The following is a 25,240-nucleotide window of genomic DNA, read 5'->3' as shown; positions in this document are numbered from 1 at the left end:
TCAGAAAGTTTGGTACAAAACAACAGCAGTGCTTCGGGATTTTTCCTCAGAATGGTGAAATTACCCCCGCAAGTACCGCCTCATGGCAAATTTATAAACGCAACCGGTTCAAAGCGGGCGTGGCTGTAGAGATGCGAATGGGCATTGGGTCCAGGCTGCCAAAATAGTATCAATTTTTATTGATAGGGTGAGGCTGATGTTGTTGCTCAGCGGTAGGGCTGATGAATTTGTTGACGACAGGCTCCCCCTTTATAGCGATGCTGTTTAACGGCTCAACTTTAACCCGCTGATAACGTTAAATGCCACACCGCCATCTATCATGAGCAAGTTAAAAGCTATATCATTATTCTCGGGCTGCGGAGGATTCGATTACGGCGCGTCACAAGCTGGTATCGATATTATCTGGGCCAATGACGTTGATCCCGTAGCAGCATCTACGTATCGGCAGCTAATGCCAAACACAGAATTTATATTAGGTGATGTTCGTAACGTTAAAAAATTCCCATGCGCGGACTTACTAATAGGTTGCTACCCTTGCACCGGGTTCAGTGTTGCAGCTCGAAGACGCTGGAAGCATAAAAATGACCGCAATTTGATGGAAATTGAAGGCAACTTTCTTTACATGGAGTTCCTTAGAGTTCTTGAGACTACACAGCCTCGCTATTTCTTTGTTGAAAATGTCCGGGGGATGGTGAGCGCAAAAAATGGGTGGTTTTTTGATCAGCAACTCTCCGGTTTTAGAGAACGGGGGTATGAGGTTAGCCATTCTCTCATGAACGCAATGCACTACGGTGTTGCACAGTCTCGACAACGGGTTTTCATTGTCGGGGTACGCAAAGACATTGCCAAAGATTTTGATTATGAGTTCGAGCCGCCTACTCACGGACCAAATGCGTTACCCTTAAAAACACTCAAGGACGCCATAGGGGGGATGCCCCTTGATCCTAAAGGGGAGTTTTTAGACAAAAGGTTTCATGGTCATTTCCTCACAAGAAACCGCAAGCGTTCGTGGAAGGAACAAAGCTATACAATAGTTGCCAATGCTGCCCATGTCCCCTTACACCCGGCGGGCGACCCCATGATTTTTGTATCTAAAGACAAATGGTCTTTACAAGGCGATTTTAACAGACGACTATCATGGCGGGAGTGTGCAGCAATTCAAGGATTTCCCAGGTCTATCGAACCCGAAGGTGGGCTTGAAGCTAAATATCGTGTAATCGGTAACGCAGTCCCCCCGGCCTTTGGAAAAATTTTAATGAAACCTATCGTAACCTTTGAACGGGCGGATCTTAACGCTTGAGCTATTTGTTCCCCATCTGCAAAGGTTAAAAATTCTTGTGGTTACCTTTTGGGGCACCCATCCGTAACAGCGTAACATTTTCGATAAAACAAAAAGATAAGCTAAAGACCACCCGTAACCGTTACCGTAACACTATTCTTGTTCCGTAACATTACCGCCTTGACTGATTGCCTCGCCCCTCTGTTGTTACCCTACCTTTCCGTTACGTTACGGAAGGCGTTACGCCATAAAATGCGGCAATTCCGTGATTGTTACGCTGTTACGGATAGAACCCCATAGGCCGCCGGTATATACCGGGAAAAGGCCTCATCGAATCGTCTTCTTTCATAGCCCTTGGCTGTTCCTACATGGCGGAAGCGGAGTGTGGTGCTGGTGATGCCGTACCCTTTCAGCTTGTTGGCCATCTGGCGGGGTGAGATTGATTTTCCTCGGTTATAGGTCAACCAGGGCTTTTCTTCGTCCTCGCAAAGGGCCCTGATCAGGTCGGCGGTGCTGATCCGGTCTACCTCTTTTGCTTCAAACACCTGCTTGATATCTGCCAGCAGCTCCACCCCGATGGTTTGCGTTGGGCTTTCGTTGCCAGAGAGTTTGATTGCCGCCCTGGTGCTTATCACTGGCCATTGACCGCCGGCGACCAGGGCAATGGCCAGGAGTGGTTCCCAGTTGTCCTGGGCCCGGTCGTTCAGGCAGTGTGGCAGGGGCGGCCTGGCCAGGCGCACCTCTTCGCTGTAATCCTCGGCAAATCTGGCCAATTTTGAGCGCAGGTTGTTAAACAGGTCGGGTTCGGCATAGCGGAGCCGGTCCACCTCCTCATGGGGCAGCTTGCGACGCAGCTCAAGGATTACCGCTCTATCCATGATAGTATCGGCAATGTGGCCGATACCAGCCAGGGCCTTGGCTCCCCAGGTGTTGAACTTGGCCGGGGTGAAGTTGTCACCCACGGTGCGGATAACATAGGCCGACTCCCTGGTGTGGCCACTGTTGATGATTCCGCGCAGCTCCTCATTGTCTTTCATGAAGGCGTCGGCCTCGTCTATAAGCAAGGTTGGCTGCCAGGCATCGATAGCCCGGTACAATGCAGCAGGTGAGATACTACTTGCTGTCAGCGCCCTGGCCGACAACCTCCCCAGAAGAAAAAGCAGCTGCGATTTGCCGCACCGTTTTTCCGGGGCGGTGATGACCGCCAGTGGAGCGATCTGCACCACATCGATAAACCAGGTCATGGCCGACCAGAGCGCTACGGCCTGGGCGATCTCATCTGTGCAGACAATGAACCGCTGGATGGTGGTGGCAATATCGGTCAGCAGCTCCCCAGGCTCAACCGGATCTGGCCACGGGTCCGGCTCGTTAAAGGGCAGGCTGTTTTCTTCTTTGCCTTGCCCCGCCTCTTTTACGGCTCGGTCAAGGGCTGAGGCCCGTACCCCCAGGGCCTCGGCAACTGCACGCCGTTTCTGTTCGTATTCAATGGCCGACAAACTCGCCAGATAGCGGACCATGGCTTCCGGGTCGTCTTCCTCTGGTTTGCTTGCTGTGGCGTCCTGCTGGTCGCTGACGGGCTGCGCGCACTCAAGTGCATCTTGTACAGCATTAGCCCCGTGTTTATGCCACAGATCCCAAAAATCAGCTTTTTTACCCATGTCTGGGACTGCCAGTAGCCCGCCGACAGCTTTTGCCGCAGTAGTTGCCGCCTCGATGCCTGGATTTTTCTTTGAATCTGCTTTCCGATCATCGTCGGCGCAAACAATAATTGTGCTCCCCGGGTGTCTTGCACGGATAATTTTGGCAACATGCCTGAGGTTCGATGTGGAAAAGGCCACCGCCACCGGATAACCGGTAGCGGCGTGGATTGCGGATCCCGTGGCCCAGCCCTCGGCCAGGCACACGGTTTTTGCAGTATCATTGCTTGTACCAATGGAGCAGCACAAGCCAGTAACGGGGATTCCCTTTAAAAAGAGTTTCTGGCCATTGGGGTTGATCGTCTGCAGGGAGCAGACTGCCCCCGCCTTGTTGCACATCGGGACCAGAAGCAGGTTCCCCTCTTGGCGTAGCTCCGGAGCATTGAGCCCCTTCCGGACAAGGTAGGGATGTTCCTTGCTGGCCGGTGTGGCAGCGGCCCACCGCTTGGCAGCCCTGGCCATCATTTCATCTTGATCAGGGCTGTTCTGCCTGTTTCGTTCTTTGGCCCGATTCCTGGGACCAGCCTCCTTAGCGGCGTTACCCGACGTTGGATTTTCAGGCCAGAGCCCGCGGATCCGCAAAGCGCTGATGACATCCAGCTGAGAGCAGCCAGCCCAGCACTTCACCACTACCTTGCCGTTGTCGCCCGGGTCGACCGATAAAGAAGGATTCTTGTCGTCATGGGCCGGGCAATGGCAGATCCAACCACCACCTGTTTTTTGTTTACCACCCAGGGCCTCACCGATGCGGTCAACATATTCTCTCATGGCTGAACCTCATCCTTTGACGATAACAGCTGAGCATGCAACGAATCAACGTGCTCCTGTGCTATATCAGCGAGGAAAAGAGCCGCTTCAACCGCTCGGGTGACATCCCCGGAGAAAACCTCCATGCTGTTGAAATCAGAATCAGTAGCGCCGCGTAAAACACCGAGGATGCCCCGGACCATGTAAAGCGCCTCGCTGGCCTTGCCGTAGTAATTTTTTGCGGAAGGATCTTTATGCAGTATGGAGAAACTGGGCTCATTTGTGATCATCTGTCCACCTCCTCGATTTCCATGTGTGGTATGGGCAAGGCGGTTTCTTCCGCTCCTCTGCGGGCATATCCAACCAGGGTGTTGATAAATCCGCGTTCGATGTCGGCGTTCTTCTTTTTCCCCATGGCCGCAAAAATATGATAGATCAGAGGGCTGTCTCCCTGGCCGGGTGTAAGCAGGAACTGAAGCGTCTCCACGGCATAGGCCCCTCCAATAATTTCATCTTCATATTTGTGACCGGTCGACCGCACATACCACCAGTCTATTTTTTCTCGACCGCGCTTAAGTCGGACAGTGATAAAGGGTAGGTCCAGGAGGTTTCGCTTTTCTGGTTCTATTGCCGCGTACAGGCCATAGCAGTGATCCCGGTAGCCAATGGCCCGTTGTTCAGACTCCTCAATCAGGTCAGACATAAGCATGGTCGCCCAGTTGACCTGGTTGACACTGATTGTGAATTCTTGCGTCTCTTTGTCTTGACTGGACCAGAGCAAGGTTAAAAGCGTTTTCAGCTTCTCGATAGGTTCATAGGGTTCTTTCAAGTCTTCCCCACCAATGGTCACGCCTGGATGCAGCCCCTTCATGAGCTGGGCGGTTGTGCAGGTGTTATCTTGAATGACCTTCTGCGGGCTACTCTGCTCCTGGGCGACCAGGTCGCGGTAGTCCATCAGGCGTGCGCGGGAAATGGCCAGCGCCTGGGTGATCAGCTGAGCGACGTTGTTCGGGATGCCTTCTTTACCCGCCTTCTTGGCTTTCTTGGTGCGCCGGTGATGCCGGACCCGTTCCAGGACGACATCAACCAAGGTGATGCTCTCGGAAATCTGCAGTACCTTGCGACATCCGCAAGAATGGTCAGTGGAGTTGGGGGAAAGATCGGACTGGGTGGAAAGACTGTTTTTGGGCGTGTCAGTGGAGGCACTGGTGGCGTGATGCATAGCTTACTCCTGGGGTGATGGGATATTTAGCCCCTGTTGCGCGACCAAACGCAAAAAGGGACGGACTATGTGGGTTGGTCGACCGGCCCCAGGACCGGCAGGGGTTGCCCCCTCCCACATAGCCGCCCCAAAGAGAAGACAAGCTATGTTGCGAACGCACTGCGCCTGTACTCAGGGCGCAAAAAAACCGCCGAACTGGAGTTGTGGCGGTGCGTCCGCCTGGGGTTCGGGCGACCAAGCCCGGCAGACGTTTTTTGCGCCTGCGTCCTTATCTTTGCCGGGAAGTGAGGCAGTTGTCAAGTGTTGTTTGCCCTATGCCGTTCGATGAAGATGGTGGAGTGGTACTAATCCTGCTACGATGGCACCTATTAGCTGTCAGATTGTTTAAAAGTAAAACAATAGACACAGGAGACGCCATGTTTGGATTATTTAAGACAACTAAAAAATTCCCTGTCATGAGGCTTGATATGTTCCAGCCAGCTGGGGAGCAACTGAGCAAGTGGACTGACGTAAAAAGATGCCTCATCAGCTATCTTGATCAAATTGGGTATTGCGGTAAGGAAGATGCTATTGCCCACTATGAAGAAATTCGCCATGAATTCGAGTGCCAGCTCGACGAGCTAAAATACGAAATTAGTGAAATAAAAGAAGATATTCGGGATTCAAAAAAAGAAATAACCAGCTTCCGCAAAGATTTGAGAAAATGCAGTGAGGAGCAAGAACAAAAATACATCGAACGTGACATACAGGATGAGAACGACGCTATTTCTGAAATGTTGAACCGAATCGAGAGTATCAACAAGCAGATAACTACACTTAAAGCGGATAAACGAGAACTTGTTATCAATTATGTTAACTGCATGATCCTTGGCGATAATTGGCGCTCACAATGAAAAAGCAAGAAATGTTCTGGGAGACACACCTGTCTTTAGGATCCGATGGTCCTTTTTATCTCATTTATTTTGGCCCGGAAGCAGGGCAGTTCTCAAGTATTGGTTGATAACTGCCCTGGGCGTGATCAGTTGTTCAGAGTGAGGAAAGGGGCTTTACGGAGTTGCTGGTGGAAAGTCCTCTTTGTGTTCAATAATCCCCCGTTGAGCCTCATGGGCCAACAGGTCGGAATATAGACTAAGAGCACTTAGGGCCTGGTGCAGTCCGCCAACAACTCCAGGTCCAGCAATGATGTCGTGCCATTCTCCACAGGTCTCGCAGCGTGGCCGCGCCTGCATCAAGGCGATAAAATCCAATATCCTGGTGATTGTGCCAATAGCTGCGCTGTTGTCCTGAATCTGCTCCAGGTGTTGTCTGGTCTCTTCCGGATCGATACTAAAATCGAAAAAGGCATGATAGCCGCCATGCTCTTCAGGGAGGTTGTTTGTTTCGGTCGTTTTCATAAAATCCTCTTTTTGGGGTTAACGGGAGCGCTTTCCACTGCTGTACCGCTGCATTTTTCTAATTTCACGCTCGAGCTGGTTGACATGTTCACTTCCAATTTGCATGGGTACCGCCTGGGTACTTCCTGGGAAAGTGAGGTTGACGTTGATCGTTCCACTACTGCTGTTCTTGTCATTGGTCGGCAAAGCAAGTCCACCTTGCTGAAAGCGCTGCTCCCGTACAGTGGTGGCTTGGGAAATCAGCCCACCGACACGGGCCTTAATGGTGTCGAGATTATTCAGGCGCATGCTGTTCAAGGCCTGCATGACGGCCACGCCATAGTGGGAAACGGCCTCCTTGCGAACAACGAACTCTCCTGGCTCCAGAAGGGCACGGACCCGGTCGCCGCCTCCATAACCCGGCAGTTTTCCGCCGCGAGCATAGTGTTGGACCTCGCCACCGGTCTGGTACCCATTGATCAGCCCGCCCCACCGGTTTTTCTGCACCGATTCAACATACACCTTTACGTGCCTGTTTTTGGTGAGTGCGGTTAACTGACGTTCCAGTTCCTTGATGTCCTCACTTCCTGAGGCAAGGAAAGCATCCCACACCTGATCCCAATCGCTGGTTACAGATCCGGCAGCCTTTGTGGAGCCCGATTCCATGGCAGCCCACAGCTTGCCCCAATCACCATCTTCCGGAGGCTGAAAAGCGTCGGCAAAGGCATTTTTCATCTTTTCTTTGATGCCGTCTGCGTTTTGGCCAATGCTATCTACCTGCTCTTTGATGAAGGTGATTTTTTCGCCGGCATCGTTCTTCATCTTCTCCCAACTGGTGAGCCACTGTTTCTCAGCGGCGGTCATGCCCTCGGCCAGGTTGGCAAAACCGGATTTCTCGGCGAGTGCGTTCATAGCCCCAACCGTGGCCTCTTGTTGCTGCTTGGCAATTGATACCGCCAACTCACCCGCTGACTTCACTCCGGACATGGCGGTTTGTAATGCCTGTTGCTTGGAGATCAGGACATTGTCGCCTTCTTTGACCTCTTCGTTGAGATTTTTGTAGGACTGCTTGGCGTCATTGGCGTAGCTCACGGCCTCTTTCCATTTCGCTATGGCCGTGATGGTGTCGCCAGTCGCCATGGCTGCATTCGCCTCTTTTGCCGCTTTCTTGGCCGCCTCCTCATATTCCTGGGCTTCCCTCTTCTGGTCATACCAGGCGGACGAATCAGACATACCGGAACGGGCCATATCACGCAGCTCAGCGGCAAGGGATCGCTCCATACCGCTAATCTCTTCTTGCAGCCTGCGTACTTCTTTGGCGTAGTCCCGGTACTGCTTTTTCATATCTTTGAGGGCTTCACCGGTGGCTTGTTTTTGGGTCTTAGCCGACTGCTGGGCAGCCTTTGCAACTTCTTTCCCCGCCTCCTTAGCGGCATCGCCTGTGTCTTCAAGAGCCTCGACGTTTTTCACCAGCCACTCATGCATCTCTTCAACACTGGTCATGCTGAGATACTCAAAGAAACCAAGATTCCCCTTGGCGACCTGGCCAAGTACTTCCAGCTCGGTGCCGATGCCAGCCACCTGCTTGGTTACCCATGCGCCACCCTCGATGAGGCGAGTAAACAGAGAGATAATCCCATCCCGGTTGCGGTCGATGGTTTCGGCAAGATGGACGATGGATTGAGAAACGGTCCCGGTGCCACCGGCTGCCCGGTTGGATTCATCCACGATCCGCTTGAAGCTGTTCTCCAGCATGGTCATGGCCCGGCCAATCGTTGGGGATATATTGCCGAATTCCTCATTAATTGCCTTGCCCATATTTGGGAAAGCAGAGCGTAAAACGTCAGCGGTCAGCTTTCCTTCTCTTGACATCTGGCGTAGCCCGGCAATGTTGGTACCAAGGGCTTTGGCAAGCTCTGCGGCGAAATAGCCGTTATTTTCCAACGTGGAGCGGAACTCATCACCCTGCAGCACACCAGAGCCCATGGCCTGGGCAAACTGCAGCATAAAGGCGGACGCCATGGAAGTAGTGGAACCATTGATGGTGAGTGACTTATTCACCATCTCGACGATCTCAAGGGTGTCGTCAGAGTTCCCGCCCAGGTCCTTCACCGCCCTGGCTAACTTGCTGTAGCTGTCGGCGTTACCGGCATACTCGGTACCTGTCTCCTGGCTGATTTTGAAGAGCTGCTCACGGACCTTGGTTAAATCTGCTTCATCCTCGGTGACCAGCTTAAGGCGGGAATTGAGGTTGGTGTACTCGTCGGCAATCTTCCGCACCTCGTTGGCATAGTAGGCTGCCCCACCAGCGGCCAAGCCACCTATGGCCAGCTTCATTGCCGATAAGCCCACCAGCTTGACTTTCAGGGTGTTGGCCTCTTTTTGTAGCCCCTGCAGCCCTTTTGTGGCTTTGTTGATGCCGCTGGACATGTTGGTGTCTTTCAGGGCGAGTATGGCTTCAATTTTAGTCGCGTTTGCCATGTGTTAACCTCTTACGGGTGTTTCTTTGAGAGCGGTCAGGAAAAAATTGAAACCATATTCCCAAACCCGGTGATGACCGATGGCAATCAGGAGGCAAATTGCCTTGTCTAGTTCTTGGCGGAATGAGCGATAACCTCTTGCAGGCGGTCGGCGGCCTCGATGCGCCTTCTTATCATCGAGGCCAAGGAGGGGTTTAGGGTTGTTACCTCCTGGCATAGGGGGATGAGCTCCGATGGTTTAGTGTCCTCCAGCTCGTCGAGGGGGATTCCCGTGGATTCACTGACCGCCAGGATAGGAACCGGTTGATCAAGCAGATCCTCAATAAACAGTGGCTCCCCCCTTTGCATCCGTTCAAACAACTCACGGACCTGTTTTACAGTGAGCTCCTGAACGGTTACGGTTTTCCCTTTAAAAATCGTTGTTGTGTTGTCTTGCATGGGTTGTACCTCGTTGTTGTATGGTGGCGCCTGGTGCTTGTTTTTCGCCTCAGACTGATTTTATGATTTGAGAAATTTCTTCAGGGTCTCGTTGAATATTTTCTCGAATTCTTCGTCAAAAACCCGTTGCGCTATGTGATAGAAAGGAAGCAAAGGAATAACCGGTGCACCTCGGCCTTTCAGGAAAATGGGCCTCACTCCCTGGGCACGCACAATGGATTGTAGCTGGCGGTTTTTAGGGTACACCCACCGAATGATGCGGCCTGTTCTAGGGTCGCGCACGGGAATTTTACGACGGCCTTTTTGATAGGATCCAAAGCGGGCAATGGTCCGTTTGGTTTTGTGGCCAAATCCAGTCCCTGTTTGGACCCGTTGGTACACTCCAGGGTAAAGGCGACCATGCCGATGCCTAAGGACGAAATAATCTCTGCTCCTGAAGTTTCGCCTTACTGAGGCTACTGTGAGATTAGCGCTGTAGCCAGCCGATGTTTCCGCCATACCTAAGACAGAGAGGATCTGCCTGATCTGTCCGGCACTGACGTTGCCGTAGATATTTTTCCGGATGTATTGGGTCGGATACAAGTGGCCAAGACCAATGGCCCGTTCATAGCCAGCCAATTTCCTTTCTCCCCCCTCAACCTGCGGCACCAGGTAATGCTGTGACATTCGGTCCGGCTCTTTCAACCAAACCTTGGCCTCAAGCTCCCCCTTGCGAGCAGGAGTAAGTTGCATGCTGTTCAGGGTGTATGGCGTCGGCCTTTCAAAAACCCGTTCCATTTCCTTGCGGATCTCTTCTTTGATTGCCTTACCGGTTTTGTTGAGGGCCACGTTTGCCGCGCGACGGGTTTTTCCTGGTAAGGATTTCAGCTGTTTTTCCAGCTCTTTGATGCCCTTCATCTTCAATGTGAACATGAACCGTTTCCTCGTTGGGGTGAGTAAATCGCTCTGTTTCTCACAGGCCTATCATTGTGCCTGGGTGTTACTGAGCTAGTGAATTGTTCCATGGAAAGTGGGGGCTATCGGCTGCCCTTGCTCTTCCTCATTCATGTCCTCCGCCAAGTATTCTCCAATCATAGAAACCCGTTCCAAAGCAGCGGAGAGCATATACATGCACTGAACAAGGTGATCGCGGTAATCGTATAAAATGTTCATGGTCGCAACCCACTCATCACTGATGCACGACGTGTCGCTTTTGTATGCCTCCAGCAGCGCTTCACTGTCTTTGGTTAAGGGGGTCAGCATAATCAAACGAGCGCTATCCCAATCCTGGCAATTGATAATGGTCTGGTTAAACTTCTCTTCTGAGATGGATGCCTCAAACCGGGGAGGCTTGCTCTGTTGCTGTTTCACTGTGTTTGACTTGTCGTCCTTCTTCATAGATTCGCCTCTATCTTACTGAGAATGTGTCATTAAACGTATCCAGCCTGTTATTGCCCTTTGATTCCCCGCACCCCGCTGATGCATCTGTTAGGGCCACTGGAAAGAAAAAAGGTCGGTTTAAACGGGTCCTCCTGGCGGTTTTACCAGTCACGGGTACTTCTCACCCCGCTCGTCGCGCGCGGAGAAAATTGTGATTTGGGCGGAAAAACGGAACAATAACCCCTCATGTTGTGGTGCAGTAAAAATATTGCACGATATATCGACACTGTGTTCCCTGCTAAAAAATGCATTATGTGTTGGCCTTGCCGGTACTCTGGGGCGGCCAGGCTGTCTGCTTGATCGTGCGCCCCGTAGATTGGAAGGTGAAAATGATTTCTCCATGGCGGCCAATGGAGGCTCTCAGATTTTTCCTGGACCAAACAGAAAGCCAAGCGACACCAAACCCTATGGGCCAACGATATTTTGACCTCTTGATCAGGGACGCCATGGTCCACCCTGCAGCTCTGAGTTCTTCTTTATGGGAGCTGATCCATGGCCAGGCTGCAGTGAAGTTGGTTTGCTGCTTTTCAGTTGGCTGATTCCCCCTGGGGGGCGTATTCGCTGGCTCATCGGTGTCACTATCTACCGGGAGCCGTTCAGTCTTCACGGTCGATGCCTGCCGATCCGGGCCAGTAGCTAAAACCGGATATCCTACATTCCAAGGCTGGCAGGTACGGCACTGGAAGCCAGAGCCTTCCAGGTGCATGAATTCCCGGCCTCTACAGACCGGGCATGGCTGCAGGAAGGACAGCCTTTCCGGTTTCTTCTGCAAAAGCTTTCTCCTCTCGGCAAGTGCTTCGGGATCTGCTCGCCAGATTTCAAAGGTGTTGTTGTTGCCCTGGTGGTGATCTGGTGCGTCTGGTGCTACGACCCGTGGTTGCTGCTTGAAGAAAGGTGTAGACCATCTGTTTTCATCATCGACAGTGGCGGCTGTTGCCTCGTTTTTTTCATCGATGTCGTCTAAAAATCCCATTTTGCTGTCACCAAATTGATCCTTGGTGTCACCAATTTAAGGCTTGGTGTCACCATTTAAGCATCAGCTGTCACCAGTGAAACTTTTATATATAATTGAAATTATTATATATTTATTATTTTAATTTAAATTGGTGACAGTGGTGACACCTGTTTTTTCTCGCGCGAGGCGTGTTCACCTCTTTCACGTGTTTTCAATATCTACCCCCTGCAAAATGGTGTCACCACTGTCACCACTGTCACAATTTCGCAATTTCAGATAGTTACGGTTAATTTCTGGTGTCACCATGCTGTCACCAGGTGTCACCACTTTCTGGAAAATCGGCCTGATCGCCTCTTTCACTGGTTGATGATCTCCAGAACCTCCCGGGAGTTCTCCGAAAACCAGGGGAGCCGGAACGCCCATACTCGTCTTTGGGGCTGTCGCCCTGAGGGGGCGCGTTCGCGGTCATAAGGGAACCGAAACCGCGTGGAGTTGGCTACGTAGGCCGGATGCTTTTGGAGAGATTCCAACAAATAATTGTTCACCTGAAGATTAAAACTCTTATCCCTCAAAGCGCGCTCACAGGAAGGGAGGTTGACCAGCAGGAGATCGCGCTTCTCATCGGCAAAATATGCGGAGGTGTGTTTGTCGCGCCCTTTGTCGTCTTTCAGGTCATGCTCGTCTTTGGGAACCTGGATGTGGTTAAGCATTTCGAAGAAATGGTCTGAAGCTTCAGCGTTGCGTAACGCAGAAGAAATACATTTTTTCCGGCCAATATCTGCAGTGAAATCGAGAACGGCTGGTTCTGGTGCTAGGTCAAAGCACCCACAGGTGAGAATGTAGAAAGCGTAGCAGAGTGCATGGTTACAAAGAATTCGGTGTTCCGGTATATTGTCCTCTAAGAGGCCTTTGGCCGTTTCGTATGTCTCCTTCCATTGAGACTCAAAAGCATTTCGGTTGGTCAGCACCGCCTTGATAAATCCAGCTCTAATGTGCTGATCAATTTGCATTAGCTGGTCGTATGCTTGCTTGGTTTTAGGTGTTAGATCCTCATTCCTGAAAAATAGAGAAACAATGCGCATTTTCTCGGCGCGGCTTTGAAACGGTTCCGTATTGGCTGACCAAAGCAATGTCCCCAGCATTGGGGTTTCTTTCACTCGGAGATCATTGGAAAACGCCGCGCTAACGCTGCCACCTGATGTGTTGTAGGCGGTGAGAACCAGCCCTTGATCAAAATTTTTCCCGTCCCGTGAGTTGTCCTCGATGATAGCGGAAAAGAGGTTGCTCACGCCTGATAGGGACCTCGATACCCCCTTGCGACTATTAAGAGATGAGGACGCTATTCCCTCTCCAGACCTGCCCTGCAGGCATTGCAGCAAAATAAGGACGCTCGACTTTCCGGACGCAGGAGAACCGGAAAATGCCATGTGGGGGTAAAAGTTCAACTCGGCCTTGATCTGCGTAACGAACATGGACCCAACCACCCAACCGAGAGCAAGAAGCCCACGTGACCCCCAGCCTTTTCCAATAAGTGAAAGTATTTCTCTCACCTGTTGCGGCTCAATGTCGGCTGGGTTGATACTTTTTTGTTCTGCGTGAGCGGGCGGCTTGACATACTGGCCCTCGGATCCTGGAGTAGCCGGAAAATGCCCATATTGATCAGGAACTAAAGCTTTGCCCGAAGGATCGATGCCCCATGAAGCAAAAAAGTAGCTATCAAGGTTTTGTTGGTATCCAAGCACAGGCAGGACTGTGATAATTGGCGCTTTCGCGTTAACGATTTTATCTTGCAGGGCCCTGGCTGCAGTATGGTCTCCGGAAAAAAAAGTCACCATTTTGCTGAGCAAGAACTCGTTAAGATTTGCTGCTTTGCTTAAGTTGGCTCCGGTCGCAGCTGCAGTAATTGGCTTGCGTTGCCGGTTTGCTGGTGAGAACTTCAGGTGATACTGGGTGTTGTCAGTCGTTTGATCACGATGGAAGGCGATGACATCAATGGTGCCCTGGAGAATTTTGGTGACTTCCAGGTACGGTTCTTGGTTCGAGCCTCTTGGTACTTTTTGTTGGCTGAAAAAAGTTTCACCACGAAATCGAAAGAGACCAGGCGCGGTGCCATGGAAGGACACCCAGCATTCTGCATAGTCCTTTGGCGTCTTGGCCAGGGCGAGTTGAGCGTTAAACTCGTACTCCGGACGTTTTTTACGGAAAATCTCTGCTGCCTTCTCTTTGCCATGACGAACAAGTAGGTCATTGGCATCAACTCCTTGCGGCAGGAGAATCGGTGTCGCTTGGGGGTAGGCCCGAAGCCACCGGCGCATGGCTTTTTGTCCAGCTCCGTTGCGGTCCTGGTCAAAACAGAGCACCAGTCTCTTGCATTGCTCAAAAAAGTCTTGTTTTGTCTCCGGGTTTGCAACCGCCGAAAAGACTGCAGCGCTTTGAGTTCCCATATCCCAAAGGGACATCTCTGAAATCCAGCCCTCGACAATGACCAATTCAGCGTTGAAATCTACTTCTTGGGCAACATGAATGAATTCACCGATTTTTCCTTCGGTGTGTCCCTTCTTTCCGTCTGGTGGCGTGACGAAAAAACGACCATTAGCGACTTCATTACCTGCGCTGTCGGTCCCGATCCGGAGTAATACACCACCTTGGCCCGTCCCCCTGATCGAGGAACGATAAAAAATATTTTGTCCCTCTATTACCTCGGGGGAAAGCCCGCGTTGCTGGGTGAGGTAGGCAATTGCTGGCGAGTTCTTGTTGGTGGCGCTTGGGGGATAACTTTTCTCGTAGTCGATGCTTATCCCGAAATACTCGTCAACAGAGATTCCGCCATTTCCTTTTGAGGCCTGGCACGAGCCTGACCAGCAATAGAGTCGGCCAGGATTGTCGGCATGGGCACTCGCCTTTATTTTTCCGCAGAGCGGGCACCGCAAGTTGACCCAAAAATCTCCTTGCCGCTTGGTGCTTGGTGTATGCAGTGGCCCAATTGCATCATTGCGCATGGCAGCCAATTCAGGGCTGGCAGCTGCTCTGTCAAAGCGCTTCCTCATGCCTTACCCCTCGACCATCGCTTTAAAGACCACTGTGCGCAGCGCCTTGCTGAACTCCAGGCGGGCACCAATAACAAGTCTCAGGAGTTCTTGAATTTTTCTCCTCTTTCCTTGGTTCGTAATCTGCTCTGTCAGGCTATTGATCTGCAATTCGACTTTGCTGGTCAACGCGGTGTCGAGAAAATCAGCTATCGCTAGAAAATCGATGAGATTGAAAGCGGGTTTCTTTTTTCCGTCTTGGTAAATTTTGCCGTTATACGATTTGATAAAAGCAGAAGCTAAGTCCGGATCCGCACAAACGAGGATACCGGGGGCACGGGTGGTGTGGCCGAGGGCATACCAATCACATGCCTGCGAAACGGTGAAGTCTCTGGCGGCAACTTTGTCCTGAAGAAACGCCCGCAGATCATCCAGGCGTTGCGCCAGGTTGTTTCTGCAGACGATGGCTTTTCTTTTCTCTTTATACGGACGTATCGTTGCGAGAGTATGGCCAACGAGGGGCAGCAATTGCTCTCTTGCGATAAACAGATTTTTACCCAAGAGTTCGTGCTCTGATTCTGAGAAGGTCGGGTTTGCCATGCTTCGACCTCCCTTAATTTTCGGAAGGATCGTAGATCTTGATCTCCACGCCCTGGGCGTACTCCTCAAGAAATGCAACAGTGTAGAAAACGCGGCTACCAATTTTTTTGTATTTTGGGCCCCTTCCTTGCGACCGGAATACCTCTAAGGTAGATGCAGCGATTGGAATTCCTATGGCGTGAAAGAAAGCACTGGCGTGCTTTGTGTTGAGCGCCATGGGGTGAGACGCGCCTATATCATCGAGGATTTTTTTGACTTCTGGAGAGATAGCCGGAATGGCCGTAACAGGAGGGTGGTGCAGATTTTTGCGTGATGTGGTTGTGCTGCTTGCTTTCATTTGGTTGCCTCATTAAACAGGATAAAAACGAACAGGAGCAACTCGCCCCTGCATGCCTGTTAAAAATGATAACCAGCTGAAATAAAAAGTCTTTATTGAACCTAACTTAGGTTTCGAACCTAAGTTAGGTTTGATTTTTTCAGATTACTCAACCATTCGTTGAAATTTTTTTTCGTAACTCCTAATTTTTTCAGATATTCAATTATATGAGTGTTTGACCTGTCAAGCTCCACGGCTGTAATGTCAGTGAACTTGCTGAAAGACAATGGACGGCCTCTTTTTTTATTTGCAACTTCGATGAACACTTTCATGTATTCTTGCTCTTCTCTTCCAAAAAGATCTGGCCTTTTCAATGCATTGGTAATGTTAGTGCCTGTGGTAATTTTTACGCTTTCCGCTGTTTTTTTTCTGGTTGCCACCGCTGAGTATATTTCTTCTCGAATAAAAGAAACCTCTCTGTCAATCCTCAAAATAGTAGAAACGTCATCGTTGATAGAAAGGTTCTGGCCTTCCTTTGTTCCGAATTCACGGTAAAATCGAAAAGCGCCAGCAAGGAAAAATATTTGTTCACCAAATGTTAATGTGCTCTGCCCCGTGCACTTGGTTAATGAAAGGAAATCTTGGTAAGCTTTGTCATCTGTGATCGGTGCAATAAGTGATTTGAGCTGATCGTAACTTTCAACCCATGAAAATGAAAAATGTTCATCCTCATAGTTTTTTAAAAACTGATTGAGTATATACCCCCAGAAATAATCTTGGTCTCGACCACTGATTGAATTTTTAAACGTAGGATATTTGCTGTCGTATATCTCGCATGTGGCTTTTAGTGTTTTTACAAGTTCTGCGTCAAACATATCCGCCGCATCTTGTAATGTTCTGCCAATAGTAAAAAACATTGCTTCCCTGTGACGTTCCAACTCTCGGCAAAGTTCGCTAAAATCTTCCATTATTTCCCCTTGGATCCCCTCAAAAGAAAACAAGCACGGCGGCGGCAGGGGATAATGCAGCTTTTCTATGGAGTGATCAGCTCCACAGGCCGTGCCTGAAGCTCATTTCTTGATGTCTTTGTCTCTCCCTTATTCCAGGTTGATTAACTTTTTGAATTGTGTCTCACCAAATATACACAAACCAATTTGTGGCTCATTTTTTCGATTTTATGAGCCACAAACAGGATAAGCTATATCGGTGGGGGCAAAATAGCCCTGGTGGAGTTTCCGTTGTCCTTGCCATAGCTTTGTTCATTTTTTATCGCGCAGGTTGACCACCTTTTGTTCTTCTTTCTCTCCGGCTGTCGCCGTATGGGCGGTGATGATCTCCGCTGCCCGATCTGCAGCCCGCTGCTGTGCTTCCGGCAGGAAATGGGCGTACCTCCTGGTGATATCGCTGCTTTTGTGGGTGAGCAATTGCCCGATCTGGTCTAGGTTGAATTCACCGGAGCTGGCCAGGAGAACGGCGTAATGGTGGCGGAGCCCGTGAAAAGGTCGGAACTGTTTGGGGAGGTCGGCTGCTTCCTTGATTCGGTCGATGGCGCCGCACTCAACCCGCTGATTCCCCCGGACTCCTGGAAAAACATAGCCGTGATCTTCCCAGGCCGGGGCGGGGCGGGTTGTGTTTCGGTATCGCTTTTTCCGACGGTCCTGTTCATCTTCCAGGAAGGTGAGCTGCTGTTCAAGCAGCTCCCGCACCGGTGGCGACATGGGAATAGTGACATCCTTGCCGCCCTTAGGCCCGGCAATGGTTATCAGGCTATGGTGAAAATCAAGATGCTCCAGCTTCAGCCGAAAGAGTTCACCGCGCCGCAATCCGGAGAACATGGCCAGCTTGACCATACGGGCTATGTCCTGCCTGGGCCAGCTGTTCAGGATATCGAGTAGGCGGGTAGCCTCATCAGGGGTAAGAAACTCGGTTTTGACGTTGTTGACTTTGGGAAATTTGATTTTGAAGGCAAGCGCTGGACAAAGGTTGTGGTCTGCACCATAGTTTACCACCCTTCGAAGCAGTCGTAAGGCATGGTCAGTGGTGGCCGGGGCTAAGCCCTTTTCTTTCATAGAGCGTTTTATTCGCTCGATGTCGAGTTGGGACAGCTCCTTGACGCTCTTGCCTTCAAGACTGGTCAAGTAGAGTTCCCACCTGCGTATATCTGTTTGCCGCCCTTTGAGTGCAAGCCCCCTGGTGCTGTTGAAGTAATGTTCCTTTACTTCTTTCAAGCTGCGATTGCTTTTTCGTTGTTCAGCCCGAATATCCCGGCTGGTTTTGACTTCACCCTGGTGGCGGGCGTCTCTAAGGCGTTTTGCTCTTAACTCAGAAGCAAGCTGTGGCGTGTAACCTTCGGAAGCCCATCCCACCTTTTCGGTTTTGTTTTTCCCATCAACGGTGACAACAAAATAATAACAAACGTCAGGCTTCCCATTGAATCGATTGGATGTAGAGTCGTAGCCATAGACGCCTTGATATTTTTTAATACGGTATTTTTTCCCCGCCACAATGACTCTCCCAACGGGGCCAAGAATTGCCCGAAGAATGATTTTTGTGAAGCTATTGTGAAGTTGAGCCGCAAAAAACGTAAAATCTCATAGGCTCTACAGGAAATATGGTAAACCGTAAGTTATGAAAAAACAATGAAATAAAAAGGCGTTAAACGCTATAAAACTCTATAGGCGATTAAAAACACAGGGCCTTCTAAGCCGTAGGTCGCAGGTTCGAATCCTGCCTGGCGTGCCATTAATATCAGCCACTTAGCAACTTTTCGCTAAGTGGCTTTTTTTGTTTTGAGCCCCAAGTCCACTCAAAAACAACAGATCACTTTATAAGATCAATAGGGTTGCCACCCTGTAAATAAGTTTTGAATTCGTCAGAAATTCGGCTATCTGAAGCAACCCTATCCCAAAAATCCCATGCCATTTTCAGGATCGATACTTTTACATCTTCACCAAGGAACGGAATCTCAAGATCAATAGGGCTAAAGGCATAAGGCTGAACTTCTCCTCCACTTTTGGGAGCAAAGCCCATCGAGCACATATCATATAGCGGCAGAAGCCGAAATACGCCTCCCTCTATAGCCATGCTCAAATTCCCCAAGTGCATATCGGTATTATTTATCAATAGTCCAAAATGCCATAAAAATGTTGCGTCATAAACATGCTGCCAACTCACTAATTTTTGTTCAAACAATGCGTGCATTACTTGTGGCCAATTTCTCCCTAAACCGGTGAATTCAGCATCAATTGATGCCAAAGAAATCATTGACATTCGGCCATATTCACCCGTTCTGTCGAACCGCTGTGATTCTAAAAAAAATCTTCCGTCTAATTCTATCAACCTAGTTTCGGCGGCAGGGAAATTCTGCGCGTGAATTGCCTCAGTTGCATGGAACTCAGTTATCAGAATATCTCTCCACCTTTTAGCAATATCACTTGTCCCTTTAGGAGAAAATTTGACAATGACATGTGCAGATCGTTGTCCACAAAAAGCTGTGAATTTGGGCTGCTCACCACCCGCTGAAGAACCTGGAATTTCACCACTCATAACACCATCGGCTAAATCCGGATAATCACCCTCGGATGTCACGGCTGGACTTCGCCTAACACGTAGCAACGCTTGCTCCCCAAATTTAAAATTACCGGGAAGATCCTCACCATTGGAAACAAGATATCGCCCTATATGACTTGTACTCCATCGCCTAGGATCTGAAGGGAAATCGCTATTCTGACTTGCCATAGCCTCAGCTATCTGCCTCCCTAGAAATCCTTGTGGGCATAAATCCGCTAAAAAATAAGGCAAATCATCGTAAATTCCCTTTCCGCTTTCACCTAACAACAAAGAGGGCATTCCTGTTTCCGGCTCTACAAAAAAACCACCATGGGCTAATGGCCTGATATATGCTGCTAAAACAGTATTTCCATGGGCATCCATCATGCACAAGGGGAGCTTATCATTACCTCCAAAGGCATTGCGAGTTAGGGCATAACTTGGAGTCCGGCCATTCTGAAATCTAATAACGCTTTCACCCAAATTTTTGAGTTGCCGGGAAACAGCAGCCTGGCTCGAGCCGGTATGAAGTTGTATTTCTTTGGATGTTGCCGGGCCACGCTTTAAGTATTCTGTGATTGATTGTGGCATAATAAGTTATGTCGATGTATGAATAGAATTCTGAATAGAATAAAGCAACCGAAATGGACGAACAAAGCATGAATATACAAAGAGTTGCATCGAACATTCACATGAATATGAATAGAATTCTGAATAGAATATTCTAACCAGAAATGGCTTAAAAGCAAACGGTAGAATCTAAGAAAACTAAATTGAATATGTCGTACCGTACGAGTACGGTTAAGCCTAAAAATTAAAATTTGGGAGCAGATCCCATACTGACTGTTGCCTTGGCTTTTACCTCAAGGGGATCTCCACGGGTGATTTTCAGGAAGCTCTCCAAGCTCTTCCTTACCGGTAGATGTGGCCGTGTGGTCGGTAATAATCTCAGATGCTCGGCCCCCCGCTGCCCGATCTGGTCAAAATTAAATTCTCCAGAGCTGGGGCTAGGAGAACAGCATAATTATACCGGAGCCCATGAAAAAGTCGGAAATGTTTGGGGAGATGGCAGCTTTCTTAATTCGGTCGATGGCATCACACCCAACCCGCTGATGCCCTCGGACTCCAGGAAAAACATGGCCGTGTTCTTCTAAACCGTAGGCCGCAGGTTCGCCCCCTGCCTGGTGTGCCAGTAATATCAGCAAATTAGCACATTTTCTCCAAGTGGCTTTTTTATTTTGAATTGTGTCTCACCAAATATACACAAACCTATTTGTGACTCATTTTTTCGATTCTATGAGTCACAAATAGGTTTAATCCTCATCTATAATCCTTAAAAAGCCTTTCGCCCTTCAGCTATATTTAAAAGCGCAGGATATGCTAGCACTGCAGCTCTATTGCCGCTGCTTTCTATCATGGTGCTTAAAATGTCATTAGCTTTCAGTACGTTCAATATTCTTTGAGCTGTTGGCTTTGGGATCATCGAAGAGTTGACAAAGTCCGAGCTTTTGAACATGGGCCGTTCAAATATCCAATCAAGAGCATGGATGGCATACTGAGAATGGGACAGCTCAACGAATCGGGTCTTCTCCTGATTGTACCGATCCAGAATCGCTCCTGCTTTTTTCAGGTTTTCTTCTGCCTGCTGTTGAACTGCAGAGAGAAAAAAAACGCACCAGCCCGTCCAGTTGTCGTCTCGGGACACTGCCAGTAGCTTATCATAATAGGCGTCACGGTTGGCTTCGAGATAGGCACTTATATAGAACATGGGCTGCTGTATAAGTCCGGCCTGGTGCATAAACAATGGAATGAGCATGCGGCCAAGACGTCCATTTCCGTCAAGGAATGGGTGTAGAGCCTCAAATTCTGCATGGAGAATAGCGAGCTGAACCAATCGATCCGGAGCGGAGGCGTGCAAATAGCGCTCCCAGGTAGACATGGCTTCGGGAAGTGCATCTGCACCGATAGGGACAAAGCGGGCCTCTTCGATGCTGCATCCATGTGGGCCGATCCAGTTTGGGATGCGCCGGTATTCTCCAGGTGACTTGCCGTGCCCACGAACGCCGGAAAGTAAAATCTTGTGGGTTTCACGAATAACACGCTGCGACAGAGGAAGTTCTTGCAGCATGCTTTCCGCAGCTCGCATAGCTTTTCGGTAATTGAGAACCTCCCATATATCAGCCTCTTTGGCCGTAGCTGGAGTTTTATTTTCCCCCTTGGCCTCGTACTCCAGGACCTCGCCCATGGTGGCTTGTGTTCCTTCGATCCGAGAAGAAAGTACCGCTTCCTGTGTAGTAAGGGGGCTCATCAATACCGCGGCATTCGGAATGGCAGCCAGTAACCCATCATACCTGGCGACAGCGGCATTAGCTGATCCAATGAGGGTTATGAGCTGTTGCCAATCCAGCGTATCCGGCGGAAAGTTTCCTTGATGATAGTGGACGGTTGTGGACATCATTTGGTCTCTTTGGGCTTCAGAAATTTATTTGTTTCTTCTCCAGCTGCCGCCGCGTGTGCGCGGTAAAAATCTCCGCTGCACGATCTGCAGCCCGCTGCTGGGCTTCCGGTAGAAAGTGGTCGTCGGTGTTATGCTTGTCAGGCCAATTGAAAAAAGAATAGTTTATTTTTATCGAAATTGATAAGCAAATAGAATACGCAGCCCCCCAAAAAAAGAGCGGTTTCCGCTGAACTCTTCATTCTCGACGCCGGCATCGCCGAAAATAGCGGAGGGACTTCGTCAAGCAGCGAGATTAACAGAATAGAGCACTGAGGCTTGTAAAGGTCGTGGCATGGAATGGGACATTGTAATACATGATGAGGATGGGTACGTCGAAGTCATTACAAGCGGCCTTGCTGATAAAGACGGCTCGCTGAATATGGCCCATGCGATAAAGGATACAATGCGGTCCCATCGAATTATGAAAGTTCTAATCGACCACAGAAACATTGAAGACGTGGCTGGTGATTCCTTCGATATCTATGATCGGCCAAAAATATTCCGACTAATCGGGGTAATCCTGAGAATCAGGATTGCAGAAATCATCAAGCCGGAACATTTGGATCACTTTGTTTTTTTTGAAACTGTATGCCGCAATCAGGGGTTTAAATTATCTGTATTCCAAGACAAGGACAAAGCCTTAGCCTGGCTACTTTCATAGGAAAGTGTCAGCGAGATTTGACGATGCGAATGAGATAGTGCCCATCCAGAAATTTCTTCCAGACTTCTAACACCTCTGATGAGCTGTAATACGATACCCTGAACCAACCTTCTCCACTGTCCAGCTCCCCTTGGAGCCATAAACTGTCCATTTATCCCTGCCGGAGGACTGCACTCTCCATAAAGAACTGTTCACCGGCGGAGGTGTTGGGCATTGCCTCAAAATCTGGGTTGATTCCGTTCTGGTTACTGTTTTATAGCCAAATCCATAGCCGCCGGTTCCACGACACTTGCCTGCGTTTGGATTTCTTTTTCCGATTGGATCGAAGTCATCATCTTGCTGGCTGCAAGGCATTTGCTTTGTCACTGGTCGCTGTTCAAAAGTCGTATATTTTTTTCCAATCAAATGTTGGTAGACGGCCGTTATTACATCAGCATTTGATGATGATGAACCGCTGCCTCCGGGGGGGTGAGGCTTTGGTTTGTTTCCTATTGGGCAATCAATCTGCCCAGTGATACAGAGAGCACCAACAATTAATGCGCCCAAGACACCTACCCCGAGAACAAAACGCCAAAGTTTCACGATGAGAAAAAGAGCTATTCCACCCGCGGCGATTGCAATAATTAATTCAACTCCGTTCATGTATTGCGCCCCCTATTTTAAATTCTCTAAAAAAGATGAGTGAATATGAGGTTACGTCTGATAAAGAACAGCAGATTCATGATGCAGCCGCCTTTCGGTAGCGTCAGTTGACACTGCTCATGGATTCAGAATTGAGATATGATGCTACCTTCATGTCCATCGCACAATCTCAGGTATAGTTCTTGTCTGTGGCCGATTTTGTTCGCTTTTTGGTGGTTTATTTACCGATCAATCATTTGGCATAATGTGTTTCTTCCTTAAAAGAAACGTATTTCTGAAGTTATAGTCGGCCTGTTCATTTTTGTTTGACCAAAAGGAAGCGTAGTGCTGATTACTGGTCATTGAACACCGATTCCCAATGCAATGGCCAGCAGGAGGCTTTAAGCATTCCCAGGCATGGTCGTTCAGGCAGGATGGGAGGGATGGTCTGGCCAGCTTTAAGCGCAGGTTGTTCAACAGGTAAGGTTCGTTGTCTCAACGTTCCTGGATCTTGCCCGGATAAAAAAAATCCCCCGCCGGTAAACCGAGCGGGGGAAATGACATTGCACACAAGCAGGAGGGGAAGCCTAAAGCCTGAAGCCGTGACGGCGGGTGGTCACTGAACAGCGTATTCTATGATTGATTCATTTGTTGTTCAGCTTCGCCTGACGCACCGATAACTGCTCACGAATTCAGGTAAAATATCTTATTCTTCATAACAGGGGCAAAGTGGGTTGGAGGAAACACCACCATCTTCACAACAGCTACAGAGAAGATCAGGGACTCCTTTACTGCCGCCCTGAGGACCTTTGGCCATTACCGGTGCAGCAAAGAGCATTACGATTCCAGCGATGAGAAGGGACTTACCGAGATTTTTCAAAATAGACATATCGTTTCTCCGTTTGATTACCAGTACAGGTGGAGCAGGATATCCGCTCACAAACAATGACCTGTTCTGTGGTGAAAACGGAAAACGTCCGTGAGGGTTACAAAAAATTCGTCTTTTTTTTTGTGACCATTGAGGCTATAGAAATCACACTGTTTATTTGATAGGTGACAGGGAGGGATTGCCAAGATTGCCTGTAAGGAGAAAAGAAGGAGGCGTCATGCCGTCCAGCAGCTCTCCCCTGATCAAAACTGAAGAGAGAAGTCCATTCTTTTCAAACAAAACAACGAACACTGCAATTGTATGGATACCGATACCGCAAAAAAAATATTTACCCATGATCGATATGCAGCACTCACAGGGGTGGAGATTGTTGAGGTGAAAGCTGGCTATTGTAAGGCCCGGCTTGTCATTGAAGACAAACACATGAACGCCGCAAATGTCGTTCAGGGCGGAGCTATTTTCACGCTTGCCGATCTGGCATTTGCGGTTGCATCAAACTCCCATGGTCAGCTCAGCCTCGCTATTAATGTCAATATCTCCTTTTTGAAAGGCGCAACCGCAGGCACACTCTATGCCGTGGCAACAGAAGTGACAGAACCCGGCAGACTTGGTGCCTATGATGTGTTGGTGAGCGACGAGGCAGGTGAGATCATCGCCCGATTCAACGGAATGGTCTACCGGAAAAATCAACAGATTCCAGGGCTTCCATCTTGATCCAATCAAACAGGCTATCCCCAGTGTCATGCTAAGGCATTGTCTAGGTTACGGAATATTGGCAGTCCTCCTGCTCGTCCAGGCAGGTCCATGTCATGCAGGGACAACCTTCACCTCCAGTCGGTCGTGGAGCAGTTCGATTACCACGAGGAGCTATTCCACCTCCTCGCAACGAAGAATTGCACCGGCGCATATCGCCCGAAAAAAATCGGTCACCTCTTCTCCAACCACACGCAATGGTTCTGCTGCCCATTCCGTTATTAAAAAAGTTGGCAATGGTAAAAACGATAATAACTGCGTGTTGTTTTTACGACAGCAACGAGGCCTACACCTACCGAGAATCAATCTCACCACCTTTGCAGCGAAACTCTCGATCATTAACGCCCGTTTTCCTCGCCCACACAGCGTTGCCATTATTCGAACCCCTGGGGCAAACGCAGGTATTGGTCACCTTGCAGAGGTGATCGATGTCGAGCAGAAAAACGGCAGGGTGAGCTTACGGCTCTACGAGGCAAACAATCCCAGACGTGGATATTATGTGCGGACCATAAGAGGAAGAAGCGTCAGAGAAATTGAAAAAACAGCAAACATAGCCGGGTATTACGTCGAACCTTCCCTCCCTCACAGTATGCAACGCAGGCCCATCACCATCACCGAAAAACCATACTCCCGGGTGCGCCCATAACTGTTCAAGACGTTCCCCGTTCTCTTCATCAAAGCAAGACATGAACAAAATTAGGCTCTAGACTACGTGATT

The 25,240-nt window shown here is 49.5% G+C and carries 24 protein-coding genes; 5 read left to right on the top strand and 19 right to left on the bottom strand.

What is annotated here, in order from left to right; translation table 11 throughout:
* The first annotated feature begins 319 nt into the window (after positions 1 to 319).
* Positions 320 to 1,300 (top strand): DNA cytosine methyltransferase, encoded by a 981-nt coding sequence (locus tag JWJ90_RS17080; protein WP_205228424.1) that lies wholly within the window; start codon positions 320 to 322, stop codon positions 1,298 to 1,300.
* Between the two features lie 251 nt (positions 1,301 to 1,551).
* Here the strand turns inward: JWJ90_RS17080 and JWJ90_RS17075 are convergent, their stop codons facing one another.
* The 3 genes from JWJ90_RS17075 to JWJ90_RS17065 are packed head-to-tail and all read right to left on the bottom strand — an operon-like array spanning position 1,552 to position 4,945.
* On the bottom strand, positions 1,552 to 3,744 hold the full coding sequence (locus JWJ90_RS17075) for a DUF3631 domain-containing protein (protein WP_205228423.1): 2,193 nt from the start codon (positions 3,742 to 3,744) through the stop codon (positions 1,552 to 1,554).
* Positions 3,741 to 4,013, bottom strand: a complete 273-nt coding sequence (locus JWJ90_RS17070) for a hypothetical protein (protein ID WP_205228422.1) — start codon at positions 4,011 to 4,013, stop codon at positions 3,741 to 3,743. Before JWJ90_RS17070 ends, JWJ90_RS17075 begins: the two co-directional genes overlap by 4 nt.
* On the bottom strand, positions 4,010 to 4,945 hold the full coding sequence (locus tag JWJ90_RS17065) for a hypothetical protein (protein ID WP_205228421.1): 936 nt from the start codon (positions 4,943 to 4,945) through the stop codon (positions 4,010 to 4,012). The genes JWJ90_RS17070 and JWJ90_RS17065 overlap by 4 nt, the downstream gene beginning before the upstream one ends.
* Before the next feature lie 416 nt (positions 4,946 to 5,361).
* Between JWJ90_RS17065 and JWJ90_RS17060 the strand changes: the two genes are divergently transcribed.
* Positions 5,362 to 5,838 carry a hypothetical protein gene (locus JWJ90_RS17060; protein WP_205228420.1) on the top strand — a complete coding sequence of 159 codons (477 nt, stop codon included), beginning with the start codon at positions 5,362 to 5,364 and terminating at the stop codon, positions 5,836 to 5,838.
* A gap of 153 nt (positions 5,839 to 5,991) precedes the next feature.
* Here the strand turns inward: JWJ90_RS17060 and JWJ90_RS17055 are convergent, their stop codons facing one another.
* The 14 genes from JWJ90_RS17055 to JWJ90_RS16990 all read right to left on the bottom strand — a co-directional run bounded on the left by JWJ90_RS17055 (position 5,992) and on the right by JWJ90_RS16990 (position 21,556).
* Positions 5,992 to 6,339 carry a hypothetical protein gene (locus JWJ90_RS17055; RefSeq protein WP_205228419.1) on the bottom strand — a complete coding sequence of 116 codons (348 nt, stop codon included), beginning with the start codon at positions 6,337 to 6,339 and terminating at the stop codon, positions 5,992 to 5,994.
* 18 nt (positions 6,340 to 6,357) lie between these two features.
* Complete coding sequence (locus JWJ90_RS17050; RefSeq protein ID WP_205228418.1) at positions 6,358 to 8,799, bottom strand: tape measure protein; 2,442 nt, start codon at positions 8,797 to 8,799, stop codon at positions 6,358 to 6,360.
* Between the two features lie 107 nt (positions 8,800 to 8,906).
* A complete protein-coding gene (locus JWJ90_RS17045) occupies positions 8,907 to 9,236 on the bottom strand; it encodes a hypothetical protein (protein ID WP_205228417.1) in 330 nt (109 codons plus the stop codon).
* A 60-nt stretch (positions 9,237 to 9,296) separates the two neighbouring features.
* Positions 9,297 to 10,148, bottom strand: coding sequence for a hypothetical protein (locus JWJ90_RS17040; protein WP_205228416.1), 852 nt, complete (start codon positions 10,146 to 10,148; stop codon positions 9,297 to 9,299).
* Between the two features lie 75 nt (positions 10,149 to 10,223).
* Positions 10,224 to 10,613, bottom strand: a complete 390-nt coding sequence (locus JWJ90_RS17035; RefSeq protein WP_205228415.1) for a hypothetical protein — start codon at positions 10,611 to 10,613, stop codon at positions 10,224 to 10,226.
* A gap of 292 nt (positions 10,614 to 10,905) precedes the next feature.
* Positions 10,906 to 11,628 (bottom strand): hypothetical protein, encoded by a 723-nt coding sequence (locus JWJ90_RS17030; RefSeq protein WP_205228414.1) that lies wholly within the window; start codon positions 11,626 to 11,628, stop codon positions 10,906 to 10,908.
* Positions 11,629 to 11,811: 183 nt separating this feature from the next.
* A complete protein-coding gene (locus JWJ90_RS17025; RefSeq protein WP_205228413.1) occupies positions 11,812 to 11,970 on the bottom strand; it encodes a hypothetical protein in 159 nt (52 codons plus the stop codon).
* On the bottom strand, positions 11,967 to 14,657 hold the full coding sequence (locus tag JWJ90_RS17020; protein ID WP_205228412.1) for a toprim domain-containing protein: 2,691 nt from the start codon (positions 14,655 to 14,657) through the stop codon (positions 11,967 to 11,969). The genes JWJ90_RS17025 and JWJ90_RS17020 overlap by 4 nt, the downstream gene beginning before the upstream one ends.
* 3 nt (positions 14,658 to 14,660) lie before the next feature.
* Entirely contained in the window at positions 14,661 to 15,236 is a 576-nt protein-coding gene (locus tag JWJ90_RS17015; protein ID WP_205228411.1) for a hypothetical protein, read from the bottom strand.
* Between the two features lie 13 nt (positions 15,237 to 15,249).
* Positions 15,250 to 15,573: a hypothetical protein gene (locus JWJ90_RS17010; RefSeq protein WP_205228410.1), complete on the bottom strand. Its 324-nt coding sequence runs from the start codon at positions 15,571 to 15,573 to the stop codon at positions 15,250 to 15,252.
* A 119-nt stretch (positions 15,574 to 15,692) separates the two neighbouring features.
* Positions 15,693 to 16,520: a hypothetical protein gene (locus JWJ90_RS17005; protein ID WP_205228409.1), complete on the bottom strand. Its 828-nt coding sequence runs from the start codon at positions 16,518 to 16,520 to the stop codon at positions 15,693 to 15,695.
* Positions 16,521 to 16,811: 291 nt separating this feature from the next.
* Entirely contained in the window at positions 16,812 to 18,056 is a 1,245-nt protein-coding gene (locus JWJ90_RS17000) for a tyrosine-type recombinase/integrase (protein ID WP_205228408.1), read from the bottom strand.
* Between the two features lie 316 nt (positions 18,057 to 18,372).
* Positions 18,373 to 19,692, bottom strand: coding sequence for a type II toxin-antitoxin system HipA family toxin YjjJ (gene yjjJ / locus JWJ90_RS16995; RefSeq protein ID WP_205228407.1), 1,320 nt, complete (start codon positions 19,690 to 19,692; stop codon positions 18,373 to 18,375).
* A 742-nt stretch (positions 19,693 to 20,434) separates the two neighbouring features.
* On the bottom strand, positions 20,435 to 21,556 hold the full coding sequence (locus JWJ90_RS16990) for a Fic family protein (protein ID WP_205228428.1): 1,122 nt from the start codon (positions 21,554 to 21,556) through the stop codon (positions 20,435 to 20,437).
* A 334-nt stretch (positions 21,557 to 21,890) separates the two neighbouring features.
* Here JWJ90_RS16990 and JWJ90_RS16985 point away from each other — a divergent pair, with 334 nt between their 5' ends.
* Positions 21,891 to 22,259 (top strand): hypothetical protein, encoded by a 369-nt coding sequence (locus JWJ90_RS16985; RefSeq protein WP_205228406.1) that lies wholly within the window; start codon positions 21,891 to 21,893, stop codon positions 22,257 to 22,259.
* Between the two features lie 66 nt (positions 22,260 to 22,325).
* On the opposite strand, the gene JWJ90_RS16980 is transcribed toward JWJ90_RS16985, so the two are convergent.
* On the bottom strand, positions 22,326 to 22,901 hold the full coding sequence (locus JWJ90_RS16980) for a hypothetical protein (protein WP_205228405.1): 576 nt from the start codon (positions 22,899 to 22,901) through the stop codon (positions 22,326 to 22,328).
* Positions 22,902 to 23,586: 685 nt separating this feature from the next.
* Complete coding sequence (locus JWJ90_RS16975) at positions 23,587 to 23,769, bottom strand: hypothetical protein (RefSeq protein ID WP_205228404.1); 183 nt, start codon at positions 23,767 to 23,769, stop codon at positions 23,587 to 23,589.
* Between the two features lie 300 nt (positions 23,770 to 24,069).
* Between JWJ90_RS16975 and JWJ90_RS16970 the strand changes: the two genes are divergently transcribed.
* Positions 24,070 to 24,483 carry a PaaI family thioesterase gene (locus JWJ90_RS16970; RefSeq protein WP_205228403.1) on the top strand — a complete coding sequence of 138 codons (414 nt, stop codon included), beginning with the start codon at positions 24,070 to 24,072 and terminating at the stop codon, positions 24,481 to 24,483.
* A 58-nt stretch (positions 24,484 to 24,541) separates the two neighbouring features.
* A complete protein-coding gene (locus JWJ90_RS16965; protein ID WP_205228402.1) occupies positions 24,542 to 25,168 on the top strand; it encodes a hypothetical protein in 627 nt (208 codons plus the stop codon).
* Positions 25,169 to 25,240: the final 72 nt, after the last annotated feature.

The sequence above is a fragment of the Desulfobulbus rhabdoformis genome, from assembly GCF_016919065.1.
GTDB classification, from domain to species: Bacteria; Desulfobacterota; Desulfobulbia; order Desulfobulbales; family Desulfobulbaceae; genus Desulfobulbus; species Desulfobulbus rhabdoformis.
This window is presented reverse-complemented; position numbering and strand designations above follow the sequence as displayed.